This window comes from Reyranella sp. (genome assembly GCF_965249915.1).
Taxonomy (GTDB): Bacteria; Pseudomonadota; Alphaproteobacteria; order Reyranellales; family Reyranellaceae; genus Reyranella.
The window spans coordinates 4,440,305-4,458,640 of record NZ_OZ252257.1 but is presented as its reverse complement, the minus strand read 5'-3'; the positions used below and the strand labels follow the sequence as shown (position 1 = coordinate 4,458,640).

Annotated in this window: 21 protein-coding genes; 7 read left to right on the top strand and 14 right to left on the bottom strand. The window is 67.2% G+C overall.

The genetic code is table 11. The features are described from left to right. Positions 1-3: 3 nt before the first annotated feature. The gene (locus tag ACP15H_RS22075; RefSeq protein ID WP_425068286.1) at positions 4-1,074 is read right to left on the bottom strand and encodes an efflux RND transporter periplasmic adaptor subunit; all 1,071 of its coding nucleotides are present in this window, start codon (positions 1,072-1,074) and stop codon (positions 4-6) included. 181 nt (positions 1,075-1,255) lie between these two features. Between ACP15H_RS22075 and ACP15H_RS22070 the strand changes: the two genes are divergently transcribed. Beyond that, on the top strand, positions 1,256-2,710 hold the full coding sequence (locus ACP15H_RS22070) for a hypothetical protein (protein WP_425068285.1): 1,455 nt from the start codon (positions 1,256-1,258) through the stop codon (positions 2,708-2,710). A gap of 161 nt (positions 2,711-2,871) precedes the next feature. On the opposite strand, the gene ACP15H_RS22065 is transcribed toward ACP15H_RS22070, so the two are convergent. The 3 genes from ACP15H_RS22065 to ACP15H_RS22055 all read right to left on the bottom strand — a co-directional run bounded on the left by ACP15H_RS22065 (position 2,872) and on the right by ACP15H_RS22055 (position 4,796). Next, entirely contained in the window at positions 2,872-3,702 is an 831-nt protein-coding gene (locus tag ACP15H_RS22065; RefSeq protein ID WP_425068284.1) for a universal stress protein, read from the bottom strand. An 84-nt stretch (positions 3,703-3,786) separates the two neighbouring features. Then, entirely contained in the window at positions 3,787-4,233 is a 447-nt protein-coding gene (locus ACP15H_RS22060) for a TIGR01244 family sulfur transferase (protein WP_425068283.1), read from the bottom strand. Beyond that, on the bottom strand, positions 4,230-4,796 hold the full coding sequence (locus tag ACP15H_RS22055; RefSeq protein ID WP_425068282.1) for a VUT family protein: 567 nt from the start codon (positions 4,794-4,796) through the stop codon (positions 4,230-4,232). Before ACP15H_RS22055 ends, ACP15H_RS22060 begins: the two co-directional genes overlap by 4 nt. A 94-nt stretch (positions 4,797-4,890) precedes the next feature. Here ACP15H_RS22055 and ACP15H_RS22050 point away from each other — a divergent pair, with 94 nt between their 5' ends. Next, positions 4,891-5,409 (top strand): DUF4142 domain-containing protein, encoded by a 519-nt coding sequence (locus ACP15H_RS22050; RefSeq protein WP_425068281.1) that lies wholly within the window; start codon positions 4,891-4,893, stop codon positions 5,407-5,409. A 7-nt stretch (positions 5,410-5,416) separates the two neighbouring features. On the opposite strand, the gene queC is transcribed toward ACP15H_RS22050, so the two are convergent. After that, positions 5,417-6,130 (bottom strand): 7-cyano-7-deazaguanine synthase QueC, encoded by a 714-nt coding sequence (queC, locus tag ACP15H_RS22045; protein WP_425068280.1) that lies wholly within the window; start codon positions 6,128-6,130, stop codon positions 5,417-5,419. A gap of 84 nt (positions 6,131-6,214) precedes the next feature. Between queC and ACP15H_RS22040 the strand changes: the two genes are divergently transcribed. From ACP15H_RS22040 to ACP15H_RS22020, 5 genes are all read left to right on the top strand, one after another. Beyond that, entirely contained in the window at positions 6,215-6,646 is a 432-nt protein-coding gene (locus tag ACP15H_RS22040; RefSeq protein ID WP_425068279.1) for a CBS domain-containing protein, read from the top strand. A 64-nt stretch (positions 6,647-6,710) separates the two neighbouring features. Next, positions 6,711-7,457 carry an SDR family NAD(P)-dependent oxidoreductase gene (locus tag ACP15H_RS22035; RefSeq protein WP_425068278.1) on the top strand — a complete coding sequence of 249 codons (747 nt, stop codon included), beginning with the start codon at positions 6,711-6,713 and terminating at the stop codon, positions 7,455-7,457. Further along, entirely contained in the window at positions 7,454-8,473 is a 1,020-nt protein-coding gene (locus ACP15H_RS22030; protein ID WP_425068277.1) for a P1 family peptidase, read from the top strand. The genes ACP15H_RS22035 and ACP15H_RS22030 overlap by 4 nt, the downstream gene beginning before the upstream one ends. Beyond that, positions 8,470-8,847 (top strand): fluoride efflux transporter CrcB, encoded by a 378-nt coding sequence (gene crcB, locus ACP15H_RS22025; RefSeq protein ID WP_425068276.1) that lies wholly within the window; start codon positions 8,470-8,472, stop codon positions 8,845-8,847. Before ACP15H_RS22030 ends, crcB begins: the two co-directional genes overlap by 4 nt. After that, entirely contained in the window at positions 8,844-9,998 is a 1,155-nt protein-coding gene (locus tag ACP15H_RS22020) for an NAD(P)/FAD-dependent oxidoreductase (RefSeq protein WP_425068275.1), read from the top strand. Before crcB ends, ACP15H_RS22020 begins: the two co-directional genes overlap by 4 nt. A gap of 1 nt (position 9,999) precedes the next feature. On the opposite strand, the gene ACP15H_RS22015 is transcribed toward ACP15H_RS22020, so the two are convergent. The 9 genes from ACP15H_RS22015 to ACP15H_RS21975 all read right to left on the bottom strand — a co-directional run bounded on the left by ACP15H_RS22015 (position 10,000) and on the right by ACP15H_RS21975 (position 18,297). After that, complete coding sequence (locus ACP15H_RS22015) at positions 10,000-10,440, bottom strand: EamA family transporter (protein WP_425068274.1); 441 nt, start codon at positions 10,438-10,440, stop codon at positions 10,000-10,002. A gap of 22 nt (positions 10,441-10,462) precedes the next feature. Next, a complete protein-coding gene (locus ACP15H_RS22010) occupies positions 10,463-11,164 on the bottom strand; it encodes an ABC transporter ATP-binding protein (protein WP_425068273.1) in 702 nt (233 codons plus the stop codon). Continuing rightward, a complete protein-coding gene (locus ACP15H_RS22005) occupies positions 11,157-11,885 on the bottom strand; it encodes an ABC transporter ATP-binding protein (RefSeq protein WP_425068272.1) in 729 nt (242 codons plus the stop codon). The genes ACP15H_RS22010 and ACP15H_RS22005 overlap by 8 nt, the downstream gene beginning before the upstream one ends. Then, positions 11,878-12,840 (bottom strand): branched-chain amino acid ABC transporter permease, encoded by a 963-nt coding sequence (locus tag ACP15H_RS22000; RefSeq protein ID WP_425068271.1) that lies wholly within the window; start codon positions 12,838-12,840, stop codon positions 11,878-11,880. The genes ACP15H_RS22005 and ACP15H_RS22000 overlap by 8 nt, the downstream gene beginning before the upstream one ends. Then, on the bottom strand, positions 12,837-13,709 hold the full coding sequence (locus ACP15H_RS21995) for a branched-chain amino acid ABC transporter permease (protein ID WP_425068270.1): 873 nt from the start codon (positions 13,707-13,709) through the stop codon (positions 12,837-12,839). The genes ACP15H_RS22000 and ACP15H_RS21995 overlap by 4 nt, the downstream gene beginning before the upstream one ends. 183 nt (positions 13,710-13,892) lie before the next feature. After that, positions 13,893-15,116: an ABC transporter substrate-binding protein gene (locus ACP15H_RS21990; protein ID WP_425068269.1), complete on the bottom strand. Its 1,224-nt coding sequence runs from the start codon at positions 15,114-15,116 to the stop codon at positions 13,893-13,895. A gap of 17 nt (positions 15,117-15,133) precedes the next feature. Continuing rightward, positions 15,134-16,468, bottom strand: coding sequence for an MmgE/PrpD family protein (locus ACP15H_RS21985; protein ID WP_425068268.1), 1,335 nt, complete (start codon positions 16,466-16,468; stop codon positions 15,134-15,136). Positions 16,469-16,472: 4 nt separating this feature from the next. Continuing rightward, positions 16,473-17,396, bottom strand: a complete 924-nt coding sequence (locus tag ACP15H_RS21980) for a polysaccharide deacetylase family protein (protein WP_425068267.1) — start codon at positions 17,394-17,396, stop codon at positions 16,473-16,475. Between the two features lies 1 nt (position 17,397). Continuing rightward, the gene (locus ACP15H_RS21975) at positions 17,398-18,297 is read right to left on the bottom strand and encodes a polysaccharide deacetylase family protein (protein ID WP_425068266.1); all 900 of its coding nucleotides are present in this window, start codon (positions 18,295-18,297) and stop codon (positions 17,398-17,400) included. Between the last annotated feature and the right edge of the window lie 39 nt (positions 18,298-18,336).

The window sequence follows — 18,336 nt, the reverse complement described above, 5'->3', positions numbered from 1 at the left end:
GGCTTACTGCTTCTGCGTCGAGGCAGAGGGAGGCGCCACGCTGGGATTGACCGTCATGCCCGGCCGCACGCGCTGCTGGCCCTGCACGATCACCCGCTCGCCGGCCTTGAGACCCGAGGTGACGGCGATCATGCCGTCGCGCGAGACGCCCGTCTTGACGCGCTTCTGCTCGACCACGTTCTTGTCGTTGACGACGAAGAGATAGGCGCCGGTCTGGTCCTGGGCGATGGCGGCCTGCGGCACGGCCACCGAGGTCGGCACCTGCTCGCCCTCGATGATGACGCGCAGGGTCTGGCCGTCGGTCAGCATGCCGTCCGGGTTGGGGAAGGTGGCGCGGACGATCTGCCCGTCGGTCTTGGCATCGACCGTGTTGTCGATGAAGTCGATCTTGCCTTTTTCCTTGTAGATCGAGCCGTCGGCCAGGCGGATGCGCACCACGATGCCGTTGGGATCGGTCGCCTGGTCGCGCCGTGCGTCGAGCAGCTCGCGCTGCGTCACCGGGAAGAGCACCCGGATCGGGTTTTCGCTGACGACCGTCGCCAGCACGCCCGATTCGGGGCTCACCAGATTACCCGGCGAGAAGGCGGCGCGACCGATGCGGCCGTCGATCGGCGACTTGATGTCGGTGTAGGAGAGCTGGAGTTCGACGTCGCGGAGCTGGGCGCTGGCATCCTCGACCTGCGCCTTGGCCTGCAGCTGCTCGGAGAGCCGCTGGTCGTAGGTGACCTGGGTGCCGGTGTTGGTGCGCAGCAGCTCGGCGGCGCGCTTCAGCTGAAGCTCGGCATTCGCCAGCGCCGCGCGCGCGGCATCGAGCTGGGCCTTCTTCTGGTCGACGGCCGCCTGGTAGGTCTCGGGTTCGATGGTGAAGACGACCTGGTCCTTCTTGACCTGATCGCCATCCGCGAACTTGCGCGGGCCGAGGAAGCCCTTCACCCGGGCGCGCAGCTCGACCTTGTCGACGGCGGCGGCGCGGCCGATGAACTCCGCCTGGTCGGCGATCGGCTTCAGTTCGGCGGCCTGGACGAGAACGGCGGGGGGCGGGGCGCCCGGCTGCTGAGCGAGGGCCGGCGCCATGCTGCAGGCAGCCCAAAACGCCGCAGCGACGAGCATCGAAGCCGTCGAACGTCGGTCTCTCATCTTGAAGTCCCCGCTCAAAACTTTCGGCGGAACAGTGCCTTAATTCGCCCAAATCGTCACGGCAATTCAGGTCGAGATGGGCCTTGCAACACAGCGCGTGATCGGAGAGGAGTCGGGAATGGCGGCATGGCGGTGGTTGGGTATCGTTCTGGCGGCGGCATGTGCCGTCGCGTCGTTCAACGCTGCCGCACAGACGCCGTCGCAGACGCCCGCCCCCTCAAACGGCAGTCAGGCGCAACGCGGTTCCTTCACGAACCCCGCCGAATACGACAGCTACATGGCGGCGCTCAACACCAAGGACCCGGCGCGCCGGGCGCAGGCGATGGAGGTCTTCATCGCCTGGTATCCGGGCAGCACCCTCCGGCTGGACGCCCATGAGCAGGCGATCTCGGCCTGGCAGGCGGCCAACCAGCCGGCCAAGGCCGATGTGCTGGTCGCGCGCCTGCTGCAGGTCGATCCGGACAATGTGCGCGCGCTGGCCAACCGGGCCTATGTCGGGCGCCTCAAGGCCGCGGGCGGGGACACCTCGGCGCTGGCCGCGGCTGTCACGGCGGCGGAGCGCGGTCTTGCCGTGATGCCCAAGTGGCAGAAGCCTGCTTTGCTGGACGATGCCGGCTTCGCGCAGGTCAAGGAGCAGATGGCCGGCGTCTTCAACGGCGTCCTGGGCTTCGCGGCGCTGCAGGCCAAGGATTACGACAAGGCGCGTGAATACTATCGCCTGGCTGTAGAAGCCGATCCGGCCAATCTGCAGGACGTCTATCAGTATGCGGTGGCCCAGCTCGAGGGGTCGCCGGTCGATGCGCTGGGCTTCTGGTACGGCGCCCGCTCGATCGCCATCGCCAGGGCCGCGAAGAACGATCCCGCCGCGCAGGACATCGATCGCTACGTTCGCTCGCGCTACAGCGTCTATCGCGGCAGCGAGGAGGGGTGGGATGGGATCGTCTCGCGCGTCGCCAACGAGACGGCGCCGCCCGCCAACTTCAAGAAGTCGATTCCGCGGGCCATGACGCCGCCGGATCGGGCGTTGGAGATCCTCGAAGACAACGAACCCGCCAAGCTCTCGCCCGCGCAATGGGTGCTCGTGCTGCGCCATCGCGACGTCAGCCCGGCCAACAAGCGGGCCGCCGAGGCGGTCTGGAAGGCGCTTGGCGACAAGCAGCAGGGCGGCCAGCGGCTGAAGCTTCCGTTCAAGGTGATCACGGCCACGCCCGAGCGCATCGAAGGCGCCATCACCGACGAGGCTCAGGCCGGCGATGTCGTCGAAGTCGACGTGACGATGATGCGTCCGCTCAGTCCCCTGCCTGCCGTGGGGTCGAAGATCTTCATGTTCGGCACGCTGAGCGACTACAGTACCCAGCCGTTCCTGTTCCGCCTGACCCGCGCCGAACTGGCGCCAGAATCGCTGCCGGTCGCCGGCGGTCCCTGCGCCGATCCGCGGCCGCAAATGTGCACCAAGGACTATCGTCCGGCGTGCGGCCAGCTGCGCGACGGGACGCGCAAGACCTACGGCAACGCCTGTACCGCCTGCAGCGATCCGCAAGTCGTGACCCAGGGCGCCGGCGCCTGCCCCTGACATTCTTTCACCTCCCCCGTCGTACGGGGGAGGCTGGCAGGGGAAAGCAACGCAAAGAATTTGGATGTGGGCGAGGTCAGGATCTGTGGCCTTTCCCCTCCGGCGCTTCGCGCCACCTCCCCCGTGTCACGGGGGAGGAAAGCTGCTGATCGAGGACGACCTTAGTGAGCCATCAGCAGCGGCACGCGGCAGGACGAGATCACCTTGCCGGTGGCGCCGCCCAGGCCCAGGAAGCTCATGACCTGGCCGCGGCCATAGGCGCCCATGACGAGCAGGTCCGAGCCCTTGCCATGCGTGTAATCGAGCAGGGCGCGGCCGCGTGCGCGGCCCGACACGGCGCCGGGATCGATCGCGTCGATGGTGGTGTTGATGCCATGGCGGCCGAGATTGCGCGCGAGATACGAGGCGCCGACATCCTCCGCCTTCGAGCCGACGATCAGCAGCGTCACGTTGCTCGCCTTTGCCAGGAACGGCAGGGCGTATTCGACGGCGCGGGCCGCCTGGAAGCTGCCGTTCCAAGCCACGATGATCGACGCGAAGGCGCCGGTGCCGGCATTCGGCGGTGCGATCATGACGGGCCGGGCGCATTCGTGGATGGCGGCCTCGACGGTGGCGGGCGCCACGTTCTCGGGGTCGGAACCCGGACGGCCCAGGACCAGCAGGTCCGAGCAGCGGCCCATCGCGACCAGCGTGTCGAGCGTCGCGGTCTCCGCGGCGGTGTAGGTCGAGCCCGCACGGGCGGCGAGAAGTTCCTTGTAGGCGCGGTCCGATTCCTTGGCCCGCTCCTCGAGGCGCTCGTCGTCGAGATTCATGATCAGCGGCATCGCCTCGCCACTCATGGCAAGGCCGCCGATCGCGCCGCCCGCCGGTCCGACCGGCAGATGCAGCGCGTCCACGCTGGCGTCGAACAGGGCGGCGACCCGGGCGGCCAGCCGGAACGACATCGCGGCATCGGGACCGCCTTCGGACACGGCCAGAATCGACTTCAACATGGAATACTCCCCCAAGGATCTTCAGGACGCGCGATTAAGGAGCGGCGGCGCCCCTGGTGCAAGCCAAGTCTTTCGGTCGGCGGCTCAGCTTCGCGCCGCCTGCGCGAGGCTCGTCATCAGCTCTGCAACACCGCCCAGTTCCTGGCCGGCATTGCGTGCGCCCCGGAGGACCTCGTCGATCGATCGTCCGTTGGCCAGCGACGCGGCGCCCCAGAGCAGCGCAGATCGCATGCCGCTCTTGCAGAACGCCACGACCCTTGTGTCGCCTTCTGCCAGCAGGTCGGCGAAGGCGCGAACCTGATCGGGCGTCGCGCGTGGGCCGGAAAAGGGCAGGTCGAGAAATTTCAGCCCGGCTGATTGGGCGGCCGTACGCAGGTCGTCCGTCTTGGGCTGGCCGAAGAAAGCCTCGCCGTCGGGCCGATTGTTCACGACGGCGGTGAAGCCTGCCGCGGCGATGTCCTTCATGTCCTTTGGATCGAGCTGACCGGAAACGGATACCCGGTCGTCGACCGGCAACAGGGAGAGGCTCATGTCGATAATTCCCGCTTACGGATCCAATGGATGAACGGCAGGGCCAGAAGGACCATCCAGAGCTTGCCCAGGACCTGACCGGCCAGATACTCGAGGCTGCCGAAGGCGAGCCAGAGGAAGAGGATGCTGTCGGCGATCAATCCGACGACGCTGGACGCCAGCACGGCAAGGACCAGGCCGCGCGATTGCAGCGGCGTGTAGACCGCGAAGTCGGCCAGTTCGGACAAGAGGAAGGCCGTGGCCGAGGCAACGAGAAGCTGCGGCGGCGCGACGGCTCCCGAAAGGGCGGCACCTGCCACGATGGCGGTGACGGCGACGCCACGGCCGAGCCGGCGCTGCACGAGATCGCGCAGCACCAGCGCCAGCCCGATCATCAATACCCCCGATGGCGCCATCAGCGGCTTGTCGCCCGGGCCCCAGGGCCATACCGGCACGAGGCAGGGGCCCTGCGGCACGCAGACGGCGCCGACATTGCCGATCATCCAGTTGGCGAGCGGAATGCAGGCGATGAAACCCAGGAAGTAGGACAGGCCTTCGAGCTTGGCCCGCTTGGACGAATTCATGCCCGCGCTCCTAGCAGGTCCGCACCACCACTGGAACCCTGGGGAACCTGCCCTCAATGGTTGCGTTAGAGCGCACACAATCCAGGAGACACTCATGCAGCCCCTCGCCCGCCGCTCGGTTTTGTTCGGCGTCGCCGCCTTTTCGGCCCTCCCTGCCACCGCCGCGTTCGCCGTCAACGCGCTGCCGGACGCCCGCTTCGTGGGCTTTGCCCAGGAATTCAACGACTTCGAAATCGCCTCGGGCCGTCTCGCGCTCGCCAAGTCGACGAACGAGAACATCCGCGGCTTCGCGGCCCGCATGGTGGCCGACCAGACCGAGGCGGCGCAGTACCTGAGCAAGTCGCGTCAGGAAGCGGGCGTTTCCTACGCGCCCGATCCCGCCAACGCGCCGGGCTGGACCGCCACGCTGCAGCGCCTGAACGTGCTGCAAGGTGTCGAATTCGACACCGCCTATGCCAACGCCCAGCTCGCGGCCCATATCGATGCCAACGCGCAGTACGGCGCCTACTCGCAGGACGGCGGCAACGGCGCTCTCCGCCGCTATGCCCAGGGCCAGCTCCCGAAGATCCAGCAGAACCTGACCGGCGCGCGTCAGCTGGCGGGCGGCCGCTAGCACTTCGCTAGATCGAGGGCGTGCCCTCGCGCCACGCTACGAAGCCCCGCTTGCGCAAGGCGCAGGCGGGGCATTCGCCGCAGCCGTATCCCCATTCATGCCGGGGCCCCCGCACGCTGTCGTAGCAGGTGTGGGTGTGTTCCAGGATCAGGTCGACCAACGGCTGGCCGCCCAGTTCGTTTGCAAGTCCCCACGTCTCGGCCTTGTCCAGCCACATCAGCGGCGTATGCAGGACGAAGGCGCGATCCATGCCGAGATTGAGCGTGACCTGAAGTGCCTTGATCGTGTTGTCGCGGCAGTCGGGATAGCCAGAGAAATCGGTCTCGCACATGCCGCCCACCAGGTTGCGGATGTTGCGCCGCCAGGCGACGGCCGCGGCGAAGGTGAAGAACAGCAGATTGCGGCCGGGCACGAAGCTGTTGGGCAAGCCGTCCTTCTCCATCGCGAAGGCGACGTCCCGCGTCAGTGACGTGTCACTGATCTGTCCGAGCACGCCCATGTCGATGAAATGGTCTTCGCCCAGCCGGTCCGCCCAGTGCGGAAAGCGGCGCCGGACCTGCTCAAGGACGATAAGTCTTTGATCGAGCTCGATTCGGTGCCTCTGACGGTAGTCGAAAGCGACCGTCTCAACATGCGTGAATCGTTCTAGCGCCCAGGCCAGACACGTGGTGGAGTCCTGTCCACCGGAGAAGAGGACGAGGGCAGATCGGGCATCGTTCATGAGGGGCTTTATCGCCCGCCACCTCTCTCCGCGCTACAGCGTAGGCTTGTGTACCGGACCCATCACCACGGAAGGGGGGAACCCATGTTCGTCTCCGATATCCTGTCGCTCAAGGGCGGTCTCGTTTACACGGTCACACCGGGCACCTCGGTCGGCCAGATTTCCCAGCAGCTCAGCACGCGTCACATCGGCTCGGTGCTGATCCTCGATGCCGACGATTCGATCGCCGGCATCGTTTCCGAACGCGACCTCGTGCGGGCCTTCGCCACGCACGGCGCCGCTGCCCTCGACCTCGAGGCACGCTCGGTCATGACCCGCGATGTCGTGACCTGCGATCCCGACGATTCGATCGAGCATGTCATGCAGCTCATGACACGCGGTCGCTTCCGTCACCTGCCGGTCGTCCGGCACGGCGAACTGCTGGGCCTCGTCTCGATCGGCGACGTGGTGAAGGCCCGTCTCGAAGAGGCGCAGCACGAGACCGAGGCGCTGCGGGCCTATATCGTCGCGGGCTAGCGCCGCGCTTAAGTTCGCAATCGATCTCCGCTAGGGTCCCGGCCGGACCCTGGGCGGAGAAGGCATGTCATTACCCCTGCAAGGCAAGGTCGCGCTGGTAACGGGCGCGGGCAAGAATATCGGCCGCACGATTGCGCTGACCCTGGCGCGCGACGGTGCGGCGCTCGTGGTCAATGGACGCTCGGACAAGGCGGCGGTCGACGCCGTCGTGGCCGAGATCGAGGCCGCCGGCGGCAAGGCGCTGGCCGCGATGGGCGACGTCTCCGATCCGTCCGTGCCGCCGCGCCTCGCGGCCGAGGCGGCTGCGAAGTTCGGCGGCGTCGACATTCTCGTCAGCAACGCCGGCCTGCGCCGCCAGACCTCCTTCCTCGACATGTCGTTCGACGAGTGGCGCGAGATCATGTCGGTCGCGCTCGACGGCGCCTTCCTGCTGGGCAAGGCGATCGTGCCGCAGATGGTGGCGCGCGGTGGTGGTGCCTTCGTGGCGCTGTCCGGCATCTCCACCCATGTCGGCACGCCCAACCGCTGTCACGTATCGGCCTCGAAGTCGGGTCTCGAAGGCCTGATGCGGGCGCTGGCGGTCGAGCTGGCGCCGCACAGGATCACCTGCAATGCGCTGGCGCCGGGCGCCATCGACACGACGCGCGGTGCTGCGGCGGGCGCGCGTCCGGCCGTGAACCGTCCGATTCCGCTGAAGCGCTTCGGCACGGTCGAGGAGATCGCGGCCATGGTCCGGCTGCTGGTCGGGCCGGAAGGCACCTTCATCACCGGCCAGACGATCCACGTGAACGGCGGCGAGTTCCTGACATGAGAAACCTGATCACCGACGTGCCGGGTGTGCTGGTCGGCAACGCCCAGGACATGCGCGCCGCCACGGGCGCCACGGTCGCGATCTTCGAACAGGGCGCCGTCGCCAGCATCTCGACCTTGGGCGGGGCGCCGGGCGACCGGATGGGCACATCGCTCGAGCCCGAGATGGTGGGCCAGGCGATCGATGCCGTCGTGCTGTCGGGCGGCTCGGTCTACGGCCTCGACGCCGCGGGCGGCGCCTCGGCCGTGCTCTGCCAGCGCGGGCAGGGCCGGACCTTCGGCGGGCTGGCCATTCCCGTGGCGGTGCAGGCCATCCTGTTCGACCTGATCAATGGCGGCGAGAAGGACTGGATGCGCGAGCCGGTGAAGCACGAGCCGCCATACTGGAACCTGGGCCGCGACGCGGCGCTGGTGGCGGCGCATGACTTTGCGCTCGGTACGGCGGGTGCCGGTGTCGGCGCCACCACGGCGGGACTGAAGGGCGGCCTGGGTTCCACCAGTGCGAAGACCAGCCAGGGCTTCACCGTCGGCGCGCTGGTTGCGGTCAATGCGGTGGGCTCGGCCACGATCGGCAGCGGTCCGCATTTCTGGGCGGGCGCCTACGAGCAGGGAAACGAGTTCGGCGGCCTCGGCTGGCCGGCCCGGCTGCCCGACGATGCGCTGAAGCTGCGCTTCAAGGGACAGCCTTTGCCCGTCACGGCGACCACCATCGCGCTGGTGGCGACGGATGCGACGCTCACCAAGGCGGAGTGCAAGCGGCTTGCCATCATGGCGAACGACGGACTTTCCAGGTCGCTGCGCCCCGTGCATGCGCCGAACGACGGCGACACGGTGTTTGCCGCCGCGACCGGCAAGGCGGGCCGGGGCGGTGAGCCGCCGGTCCTCACGGAACTCGGCACGGTGGCGGCCGATTGCCTGGCGCGGGCCGTGGCGCGCGGCGTTTACGAGGCGACGGCGCTGCCTTTCGCGAATGCCGTGCCCGACTGGAAGACGAAGTTCGGAGGGCGTGGGACATGAGCTACCTGATCGTTTTCGTCGGCGCCGGCATCGGTGGCGCCGCGCGACACGGGATGAACATCTGGGTGGCGCGCCTTCTGGGCTCGCACTTTCCCTGGCACACGCTGGTGATCAACATCTTGGGGTCCATCGTGATGGGCCTGATCACCGGCTGGTTCGCCGAACGGGTCGGTGCGGCCGGCCACCTTCGCCTGTTCCTCGCGACGGGTGTGATGGGCGGCTTCACGACCTTCTCCGCCTTCTCGCTCGACGCCGTGCTCCTGTGGGAGCGGCATGAATACCTGATGGCGGGCCTGTATGTCGGCAGTTCGGTCGCCGGCGCCATCGCGGGCCTCGCCGCCGCGCTGTGGATCATGGGCAAGGCGCTGGCGTGAGCCAGCCGCAGGGGTTCGACGTCGTCGTCCTGGGCGGCGGCGCCGCGGGATTGATGTGTGCGATGCGGGCGGGCCAGCGCGGCCGCAAGGTCCTGCTGCTCGACCATGCCGAGAAGGTCGGCAAGAAGATCCTGATCTCGGGCGGTGGGCGTTGCAATTTCACCAACCTCGACGCGCGGCCCGAGGCCTTCCTGTCGGCCAATCCGCACTTCTGCAAATCGGCGCTGGCGCGCTACACGCAGCACGACTTCATCGATCTGGTGAACAAGCACCGTATCGCCTGGCACGAGAAGACGCTGGGCCAGCTCTTCTGCGACGGCTCGGCGCGCCAGATCGTGGCGATGCTTCTGGACGAATGCGCGGCGGTCGGCGTCGACGTGCGGGTGGCGCACACGATCACGCGCGTCGAGAAGTCCGACCGCTTCACGGTGATGACGGACCACGGCGATTTCACCGCGGCCTCCGTCGTGCTGGCGACCGGCGGCCTGTCGATCCCGAAGATGGGCGCGACCGGCTTCGCGCACGAGGTGGCGCGCCACTTCAAGCTGCGTGTCACCGACACGCGGCCGGGCCTCGTGCCCTTCACGGCGCGCGTACCGGACATCGCCGGCGTATCGCTCGACGTGGTGGCGAGCGTCGGCCGCACGCGCTTCCGCGAGGCCATGCTGTTCACCCATCGCGGCCTCTCGGGGCCCGCGATCCTGCAGATTTCCTCGTACTGGCAGCCGCGCCAGGAGATCACGGTCGATCTGCTGCCCGACAGCGACGCGGCCACCTTCCTCAAGGGCCGCAAGCGGCTCAGGCCCAAGGCCGAGCTGCGCAATATCGTGGGCGACCTGATGCCCGATCGCCTCGCGCAGGCGCTGGCGCCGGAAGGCGTGATCGGCGAGCGGCGCGACAAGGACCTCGAAGCCCTGGCGGCCGAACTGAAGGCCTGGCACGTCACGCCCACCGGCACCGAGGGCTACGCCAAGGCCGAGGTGACCGTGGGCGGCATCGACACCAACGAGCTTTCTTCGAGGACGATGGAAGCGAAGAAGGTGCCGGGCCTGTTCGCGATCGGCGAGGCGGTCGACGTCACCGGCTGGCTGGGCGGCTACAATTTCCAGTGGGCCTGGTCGTCGGGCTGGGTCGCAGGCGAGGCAGCCTGACTCATCCCTTGTAGGCGACGAGCAGCGCGCCCGCGGCGATCAGCGCGACGCCGGCCCAGTTTGCACCCGAAAGCTTCTCGCCGAGGAAGAGCACGCCGAACACGGCCACCAGCACGATGCTCAGCTTGTCGATCGGCGCGACCCGGGCAGCATCACCGATCTTGAGGGCGCGGAAGTAGCAGATCCACGAGCCACCGGTCGCCAACCCGGACAGGATCAGGAACAGGTAGGTCCGCTGCGACACCGAGGCGAGCGGCTGCCACTGGCCGGTGCCGACGAGGATCACGCCCAGCACGCCCAGGATCACGATCGTGCGGATGAAGGTCGCGAAATCGGAATTGACGTTCTCGATGCCGACCTTGGCGAAGATGGCGGTCAGGGCGGCGAAGGCCGCCGACAACAGCGCCCAGAATTGCCAGGAGTTGAGGAGATTGGATTGCATGTTCGACTCCTGCAGCGTTGCGTCAGTGACCGAGATAGCTGCGCCGCAGATCGGGATCGCGGGCGAGGTCGGCGGCGCTGCCGGACAGCGCGATGCGGCCGTTCTCCAGCACATAGGCGCGATGGGCGATCGCGAGCGACTGCACGACGTTCTGCTCGACCAGGAGGATCGCGAGGCCTTGGCCGTTGAGACGGCCGATCAGGCCGAACATCTCCTCGACCAGGAGCGGCGACAGGCCGAGCGAGGGCTCGTCGAGGATCAGCAGCCGGGGCTCGCCCATCAGACCGCGGCCGATCGCCAGCATCTGCTGCTCGCCGCCCGAGAGAGTGCCGGCGGATTGGGTGAGGCGCTCGCGCAGACGCGGAAAGGTCTCCAGCACCCGCTCCAGGTTGGCGGCACGGTGGGGCTTGCCGCGGCGATAGCTGCCGAGTTCGAGATTGTCGCGCACCGATAGGGTCGGGAAGACGCGGCGGCCTTCCGGCACCTGCACGAGGCCCGCTTCGACGATGCGCATGGAGGAGACGCCCGTGATCTCCTCGCCGTCGAAGCGGATCGAGCCGCCGCGCGGCCGGTAGAGGCCGGACACGTTGTTGTTGAGCGTCGACTTGCCGGCGCCGTTGCTGCCCAGCAGCGCCACGATCTCGCCCGCGCCGACCGTGAGGTCGACGCCGCGCAGCACCTCGATGGCGCCGTAACCCGCGCGCAGGGCCGCGACCTCAAGCACGCAGCACCTTGGCGGCGCCGTGGCCGAGATAGGCTTCGATGACGGCTTCGTCGTCGGCGATGGCCGCCGGCGTGCCTTCCGCGATCATGCGGCCCTGGTTCAGCACGTAGACGCGCTCGGCCAGCGAGGTCACCGCCTGCATGACATGCTCGATCAGCAGGATGGTGACGCCGGAGGCGCGGATGTTGCGGATGACGCCCACGATCTCGACGATCTCCGTCGGGTTGAGCCCGGCCATCACCTCGTCGAGCAGCAGGAGCCGCGGCCCGGTCGCCAGGGCGCGCGCGAGTTCGAGACGCTTGCGGCCGGCGACGGTGAGGTCGGCGCCGCGCTGGTCGAGCTGGTCCCTCATGCCGACCAGGGCCGCCACCGCCTCGGCTTCACGCGCTGCGAGACGGCGGTCGGCGGTGTGGAGATAGGCGCCGACCATGATGTTCTCGCGCACGCTGATGCCCGCGAAGGGCTGCGTGATCTGGAAGGTGCGGACCATGCCGGCGGCGCAGATGCGATGCGGCGCGAGCCCGCCGATCGGCTTGCCTTCGAAGGAAACCGTGCCCGCGTCGGGCCGGTGAAAGCCGGCAATGGTCGCGAAAAGCGTCGTCTTGCCCGCGCCATTGGGCCCGATCAGGCCCACGATCTCGCCGCGCGCTACATCGAGCGAGGCGCTGTCGACAGCCTTGAGGCCGCCGAAGGATTTCGAGATCTCGCGCACCTCAAGCATGGCGCAGCTTTCTGCGGAACAGGCTCATCAGCCCGTCGGGCAGTCGCGCCACGATCAGGATCAGCATGATGCCATAGACGACGAGGCTGAGCGGCTGGACGTTCTTGAGGGCCGGTACGACACTGGCCAGCCAGCGCGTCACCTCGTTGATGCCCATCAGGGTGAAGGAGCCGATCAGCGGCCCGAAGATCGTGCCGGCGCCGCCCACCATGCTGACCAGCAGCATCTCGACCGACTTGTCGACGCCGAAGGCAATGCCGGGATCGATGTAGAGGTATTTCTGCGCATAGAAGGTCCCGCCGGCCGCGCACATCGCGCCCGACAGAGTGAGCACCTTCACCTTCTCGGCGAAGACATCGATGCCCAGTGCCCGCGCCGCATCCTCGTTCTCGCGGATCGCCACCAGCCGTGCGCCGAAGCGGCTGCGCGTGAGCTGCCAGGCGATCAGCAGCGAAACGACGCAGAGCAGCAGGGCGAGGTAGTAGATCCAGATCGGATCCTTGAACTGGAAGTTGATGGGCCGCGGGTCGGCCTTGATCAGCATGCCCAGCCCGCCCTTGGTGAAGGGCACCGAGTTGGCGAGGATGCGGAAGACTTCGGCGAAGGCCAGCGTGATCAGCGCGAAGTAGGAACCGCGCAGCCCGGCCCGGAAGGAAAGCACGGCGATCATCCAGCCGACCGCGCCGCCCGCGGCCATGGCGGCGAGCCAGGCGACCCAGGGATTCCAGCCGTAGCTCACCTGCAGGATGGTCGAGGTATAGGCGCCGGTGCCGAAGAACACGACATGGCCGAACGAGGTCTGGCCCGCGAAGCCGCCGGCGATGTTCCACGACTGGCCGATGAAGGCGGTGAACAGGATCAGCATGCCCAGGGTGACGAGGTAGTTCGGCACCAGCAGCGGCCAGGCCAGCGCCGTCGCGAGGCCCAGAACGCACAGGAGGGCCGCGCGGCTCACGCCTTGCTCCCGAACAGGCCGGTGGGCTTCAGCAGCAGGATCAGGATGAAGATCAGGGAGATGCCGATCTGGCCGAGCTGCTCGCCCAGGAACAGGCCGCCCAGCGATTCGGTGATGCCGATGATGAAGCCGCCGACCGCCGCGCCGGCGAAGCTGCCCATGCCGCCCAGCACGACGATGGTGAAGGCCACGAGCACGAAGGCATGGCCCGACGAGGGCGTCACGTAATAGGTCGGCATCAGCAGGCAGGCCGCGGCGCCGAGGCAGGCGATGCCGATGCCGTAGGAGACGGCGAAGACGTTGTCGACATCGATGCCGACCAGGCGCGCGCCCTGCCTCTCTTTGGCGACGGCGCGGATCGCCTTGCCCATGTCGCTCTTCGCCATGTAGAGGCCGAGCGCCGCGCAGATCACCAGCGAGGCGCCGAACGAGATGATCTTGGGCAGCGGCAGGAAGGCGGCACCGATCTCGACGAAAGTGCCGGCGTAGGGAACGTCGATGGTCTGCGTGTCGCCGCCGAAGAACAGCAGCGCGACATTGTCGATCACGATCGAGAGGCCCAGCGTGATCAGCAGGATGTTCTCGTCCCGGCCGTGATTGTAGCGGCCGATCAGCAGGCGGTAGAGCACGAAGCCGAAGCCGAAGGCGCCGGCGATCACCACCGGCAGGGCGGCATAGGGATCGATGCCGATGAGGCGCCAGAGATAGAAGACGGCATACATGGCCAGCATCAGCAGGCTGCCATGGGCGAAGTTGATGATGTGCAGCACGCCGTAGATCAGCGTGAGGCCGACGGCGACCAGAACATAGATGCCGCCGGCCAGAAGGCCGTTCAGGACGCCCGCGAGGAGAAAGGCGGGGTCGAACACGTCCCTTAGCTTCTTTCGGTTACAGGTTTACTCCTCATCCTGAGGAGGCCCGAAGGGCCGTCTCGAAGGATGGGTAGCAGACGCGGTGCTCGTGCCCACCCTTCGAGACGCTCACTGCGTTCGCTCCTCAGGGTGAGGTCTTTCTTGGGGAGTCCGATACGATTCGATATCACCCGGAAGCCTTCAGAGCTTCGGCTTGGGAAACACCGCCTTGGCCGAGGCGAATTCCTCGGGGGCGATCACCTCGATGTCGCCCTTGAGCGACTGCATGGTGGCCGGCCGCCCGCCCTGGTTCTGGCCGTCGACGAACTTGGTCGGCCCATAAGGCATCAGCTCGGCCTTGAAGGTCGAGGCGGCCAGCGCCGCGATCAGCTTCTCCTTGTCGGCCGAACCCGCATGCTCCAGCGCATCGGCCAGCAGCATGACGTTGGTGTAGGTGAGATAGACCTCGAAGGTGAACAGCGCGCCCGTGGCCTCGACGCGCTTCTTCAGCGCCTGGGCCTGCGGGCTCTTCGGGTTGTACCAGTGGTTCACGTCCATCATGTACTGGGAGACGTCGGGCATCTCCTTGACGAACTTGTAGTTGAAGCCGCCGCCCAGGATCGAGAAGAAGCCCGCGACGTTCACCTTCTGCTGGTAGAGGGTGCGCGCCAGCAGCATGTATTCGTTGCCGTAATTCGACATCATGACGATGTCGGGTGCCAGCGAGCGGATGCGCAGCGCGATATTGTCGAAGTTGCGCGTCGGATTGTCGTGGGCGATCAGCTCCTTCGCCGCGATGCCGATCGAGGGCAGCTTGCCGGCCAGCAGCTTGGCCGTGCCGGTGCCGAATTCGCCCGATTCGTGGACGATCACCGCCGTCTTGGCGACGTTGTTGGCGGCCTTGTTCAGCGCCCCCAGCGAGGCGATGCCGTCGTCGACGCAGACGCCGAAGCCCGGCTTCAGGCGGAACACGTTCTTGAGGCCGCGACTCATCAGCAGGTCGGAGGCGCCGACATCGACCAGGAAGGGCGTGCCGTATTTCGCGGCGGCCTGGCTGGCGGCGATGCCGACCGGGCTCTGGAAGCAGCCGATATAGGCGGCCACGCCCTGCTCGTTCATCTTCTCGACTTCGCTGACGCCGACCTCGACCTTGGACTGGCTGTCGCCCAGCAGCGCTTCGAGCTTCGCGCCGCCCATCGACTTGATGCCGCCCGCCTTGTTCACGTCCTCGATGGCCATCGTGCCGCCCAGCCGGCTCTGCTGGCCGTTATAGGCGACGAAGCCGGTGACGGGATGGATCAGGCCCACCTTCACGGCGGCGGGCTGGGCGCCGGCCACGCCGGGGGCGCCGATGGCGCCCGCCAGGGCCGTGCTGCCGGCCAGGAAGGTCCGGCGTGAAAGCGCCTGCGTCCGTTGCGTGGTCATCAAACCCTCCCGGCAGATCAACGAGCGAAGATCGAGCGTATGTCGGCGATGCTATCCAGAACCAGAATCTTCTTGCGTATGTCGTCGGCGACTTCGTGAGGCAACATCCGTGCCGCGAGCGAGAAGTACTTCCCGGTCAACTCGTCCCGCGAGTAGGGATCCTGATCGTCGCCGCGATTGGCCTCGACGGAGGCCGAGAGCGTGCGGCCGTCGCGCAGCCGGACGTCGACCCGCGCCGGGCGGAACTGCGGCAGCTTCGCCGTCATCGCCTTGTCCTCTGTCACGAAGACGCGCCTAGCGAGAGTCTGCACCCGCTCGTCGCGCAGGGCATCCCAGGTGAAGTTCTCGACCCGCGAGGAGCCGCGCACCAGGCGCGTGGCGACCGCGAAGGGCACGGAGAATTTGCCGGCCAGCGTGTTGCGCGGCGCCTGGTCGTCGAGCTCGGCGGCGTAGAGATAGCTCGCCACATCCACACGCTCGACCGCATCCGCCGCGACGGCTTCCTTGGCGAGCAGGAGGTCGAGCGCATCGAGCGCGCCGTGATTGTAGCGGCAGCAGGAATGAAGCTTGAAATAGTTCTGGTCGATCTGCCAGTCGCGGCCCAGCCCGTCGATCATGCGCGCCGTGTCGAAGCGCTCGGAGACAACCTTGCCGAACACGCTGGACAGGCCGTCGCGCTCGCCGATGAAGCCCGCCTCGACGAGATCGATCGCCATCAGCGCCATGCGGTTCGATATGCCGGCATAGGCGTTCCGCACCGTGCCGCCCTCCAGCATCGTGCGCTTGGAGCTGGCGAGGGTCAGCGAGGAGGCGACGTTGATGGTCTCGCGGATTCGCGCCGCGTCGTAGCCCAGCAGCTTGGCGACGGCGGCCGCGGCGCCCACCGTGCCCCAGGTGCCATGCGGGTGCATGTCGGGCCGCAGCGAGGCCGCGATGCCGATGCGCGCGCCGACTTCGTAGCCCAGGACCAGCGCCTCCATCGCGGCCTTGCCGGAGAGACCCTTGATCTCGGCCATCGCCCAGACGGCGGGCAGGGCGTGGATCGAGGGATGGCCCTTGGCGAAGCGGTTGCCCTCGTCCATTTCGAGGAAGGTGCCGGCGGTGCCGTTCAGGAAGGCGGCGGCGGCCGACACGGCCGTCCTGCCGGTGCCCATCACCGCAGCCTCGCCGACCGGGCTGACGGTCAGCTTCGCCGTCAGCGCCTGCATCTCGGGTTCGGCCGCGCCGCCCACGATGGCGCCGATCGTGTCGAGGATGACGTAGGAACTCTGCTCGACCGTGGCGGCCGGAAGCTGGTCGAAGCGGAAGTCCGCGATGAACGCCGCGAGCGTATCGAGCCAGAAGGCGGTCACGCGCTCAGCCCATCATCGTTTCGCGATAGTGCTTGGCCACGTCGCCCGGCGTTGCCTGCCAGACATTGCCGAAGCGCTCGACGCGGCGCAGCGCTTCGTCGAGATATTTGATGCGATGCGCCATGCCCATCAGCCAGGGATGGATCGACAGATTGAACACCTGGCCGCCCTCGCGATGCAGCAGCTCGAAAGCGTCGCCCACGATGTCGGGATAGCGCGTGGTGTTGATGCGCCGCAGCCAGAGCTGCTGCACGTCGTCCCATTCCGGCTGGTTCGGCAGCGAGACGAACTTCCGGCCGTCGCCGACATGCATCGCATAGGGCTGGTCGTCGTTGGGCCAGTCCAGAACGTAGTCGAGGCCGGCATCGGCCAGCAGCTTCGGCGTGCGCTGGCTCTCGCCGAATTCCTGGCCGAGCCAGCCCTTGGGCGCCGCGCCGGTCGCCTGCTCGATCGCGGCGATCGAGGTTGCGATCTCCTGCTTCTCCTCGGCCTCGCTCATCTTCGAGCTGATCATGCGGTTGGCCGACACGCCGTGACCGATGATCTCGTAGTTCCGCTTGCGGAACTGCTCCATCAGGAAGGGATAGCGTTCGGCCGCCATCGCATTGACGGCGACGCCGGCGCGGATCTGGTAGCGATCCAGCACGTCGAGGACGCGGAAGATGCCGGTACGGTTGCCGTATTCGCGCTGCGTCCAGGTGCGGTAATCGGGATGGTAGGTGCCGAACTCGCCGGTGAAGCGGCTGTCCTTCACGACGCCGTCCGGCGGCAGCAGCTCGTAGTATTCGAGATGGAGCACGACGTAGAAGGCGACGCGGGCGTTGCGCGGCCAGTTGAGCTTGGGCCGCTTCGGATAGGGAGCGTAGTCGTACCAGGGATTGTCCATCCCGGCGGGCAGCGGCGGCGGGTTCTTGGGAACGGTGGTCATGTCACGCCTCCTTCCCGAGATGCTGCTGATAGGGTTTCAGCCCGTTGGCGACATACCAGTCGAGGATCTCCTCGGCGGTGCAGACCCAGGCATCCTTGTGCTGGCGGATATAGGACAGCGCGCGGTCGAGATGCTTCAGCCGGTGCGGGGCGCCCATCATGTAGGGATGCAGCGCGAGGCACATGACGCGGCCATTCTCGCCGCCCTCGCGATAGACCGTGTCGAAATGGTCGATGATCATCTGGGCAAATTCTTCCGCCTCGACCGGCTGGCGGTAGATCATCGCGTCGTTGAGATCCATCGAGTAGGGCACGTGGATCAGCGGCCCGTGCTTGGTCGCGAGCGGCGTCGGCTGGTCGTCGTGATAGAAGTCGCAGAAATACTCGAGGCCGGCCTCCTTCACGAGGTCCGGCGTGTTCAGCGTGTTGGAGACGGCCGGCGAGAACCAGCCGCGCAGCTTGCGGCCGGTGAGTCGCAGATGGGTCGCCTTGCTGTGCTCGATGACCTCGCGCTCTTCCTGCTCCTCGTAGCCCCAGTGATAGCGCGTGTTGAAGTAGCCGTGGCTCATATATTCCCAGCGGCGCGCTTCCATGGCCTCGAGGATCTCGGGATACATCTCGATCACCGACATCGAGAGCGAGACGGTGCAGCGGATGCTGTGCTTGTCCAGCACCTCGAACATGCGCCACAGGCCGACTCGGTTGCCGTAGTCGCGGCCGCCATAGCCCAGCACGTCGGGATGCGGCATGCGCGGCCACGGATTGCGCACGCGCACCTCGGCCGGAATATATTCGTAATGCTCGATGTTGGGGCAGACCCAGACCGCGACGCGGGCATTGTTGGGCCAGGAGAGCTTCGGTCGTTCGACGATGGGGGAATAGCCGAATCGATAGGGGTCCATCCGGGCACTTTCTTTCTTGGGTTGGCATGACGAGTGCAA

Coding starts and splice junctions, on each gene's coding strand:
- ACP15H_RS21975 (WP_425068266.1), bottom strand. CDS start 18,297: ATGGACCCCTATCGATTCGGCTATTCCCCCATCGTCGAACGACCGAAG.
- crcB (WP_425068276.1), top strand. CDS start 8,470: ATGAGCTACCTGATCGTTTTCGTCGGCGCCGGCATCGGTGGCGCCGCG.
- ACP15H_RS22015 (WP_425068274.1), bottom strand. CDS start 10,440: ATGCAATCCAATCTCCTCAACTCCTGGCAATTCTGGGCGCTGTTGTCG.
- ACP15H_RS21980 (WP_425068267.1), bottom strand. CDS start 17,396: ATGACCACCGTTCCCAAGAACCCGCCGCCGCTGCCCGCCGGGATGGAC.
- ACP15H_RS21990 (WP_425068269.1), bottom strand. CDS start 15,116: ATGACCACGCAACGGACGCAGGCGCTTTCACGCCGGACCTTCCTGGCC.
- ACP15H_RS22030 (WP_425068277.1), top strand. CDS start 7,454: ATGAGAAACCTGATCACCGACGTGCCGGGTGTGCTGGTCGGCAACGCC.
- ACP15H_RS22055 (WP_425068282.1), bottom strand. CDS start 4,796: ATGAATTCGTCCAAGCGGGCCAAGCTCGAAGGCCTGTCCTACTTCCTG.
- ACP15H_RS22075 (WP_425068286.1), bottom strand. CDS start 1,074: ATGGCGCCGGCCCTCGCTCAGCAGCCGGGCGCCCCGCCCCCCGCCGTT.
- ACP15H_RS22050 (WP_425068281.1), top strand. CDS start 4,891: ATGCAGCCCCTCGCCCGCCGCTCGGTTTTGTTCGGCGTCGCCGCCTTT.
- ACP15H_RS22065 (WP_425068284.1), bottom strand. CDS start 3,702: ATGTTGAAGTCGATTCTGGCCGTGTCCGAAGGCGGTCCCGATGCCGCG.
- ACP15H_RS22040 (WP_425068279.1), top strand. CDS start 6,215: ATGTTCGTCTCCGATATCCTGTCGCTCAAGGGCGGTCTCGTTTACACG.
- queC (WP_425068280.1), bottom strand. CDS start 6,130: ATGAACGATGCCCGATCTGCCCTCGTCCTCTTCTCCGGTGGACAGGAC.
- ACP15H_RS22005 (WP_425068272.1), bottom strand. CDS start 11,885: ATGCTTGAGGTGCGCGAGATCTCGAAATCCTTCGGCGGCCTCAAGGCT.
- ACP15H_RS22060 (WP_425068283.1), bottom strand. CDS start 4,233: ATGAGCCTCTCCCTGTTGCCGGTCGACGACCGGGTATCCGTTTCCGGT.
- ACP15H_RS22035 (WP_425068278.1), top strand. CDS start 6,711: ATGTCATTACCCCTGCAAGGCAAGGTCGCGCTGGTAACGGGCGCGGGC.
- ACP15H_RS22070 (WP_425068285.1), top strand. CDS start 1,256: ATGGCGGCATGGCGGTGGTTGGGTATCGTTCTGGCGGCGGCATGTGCC.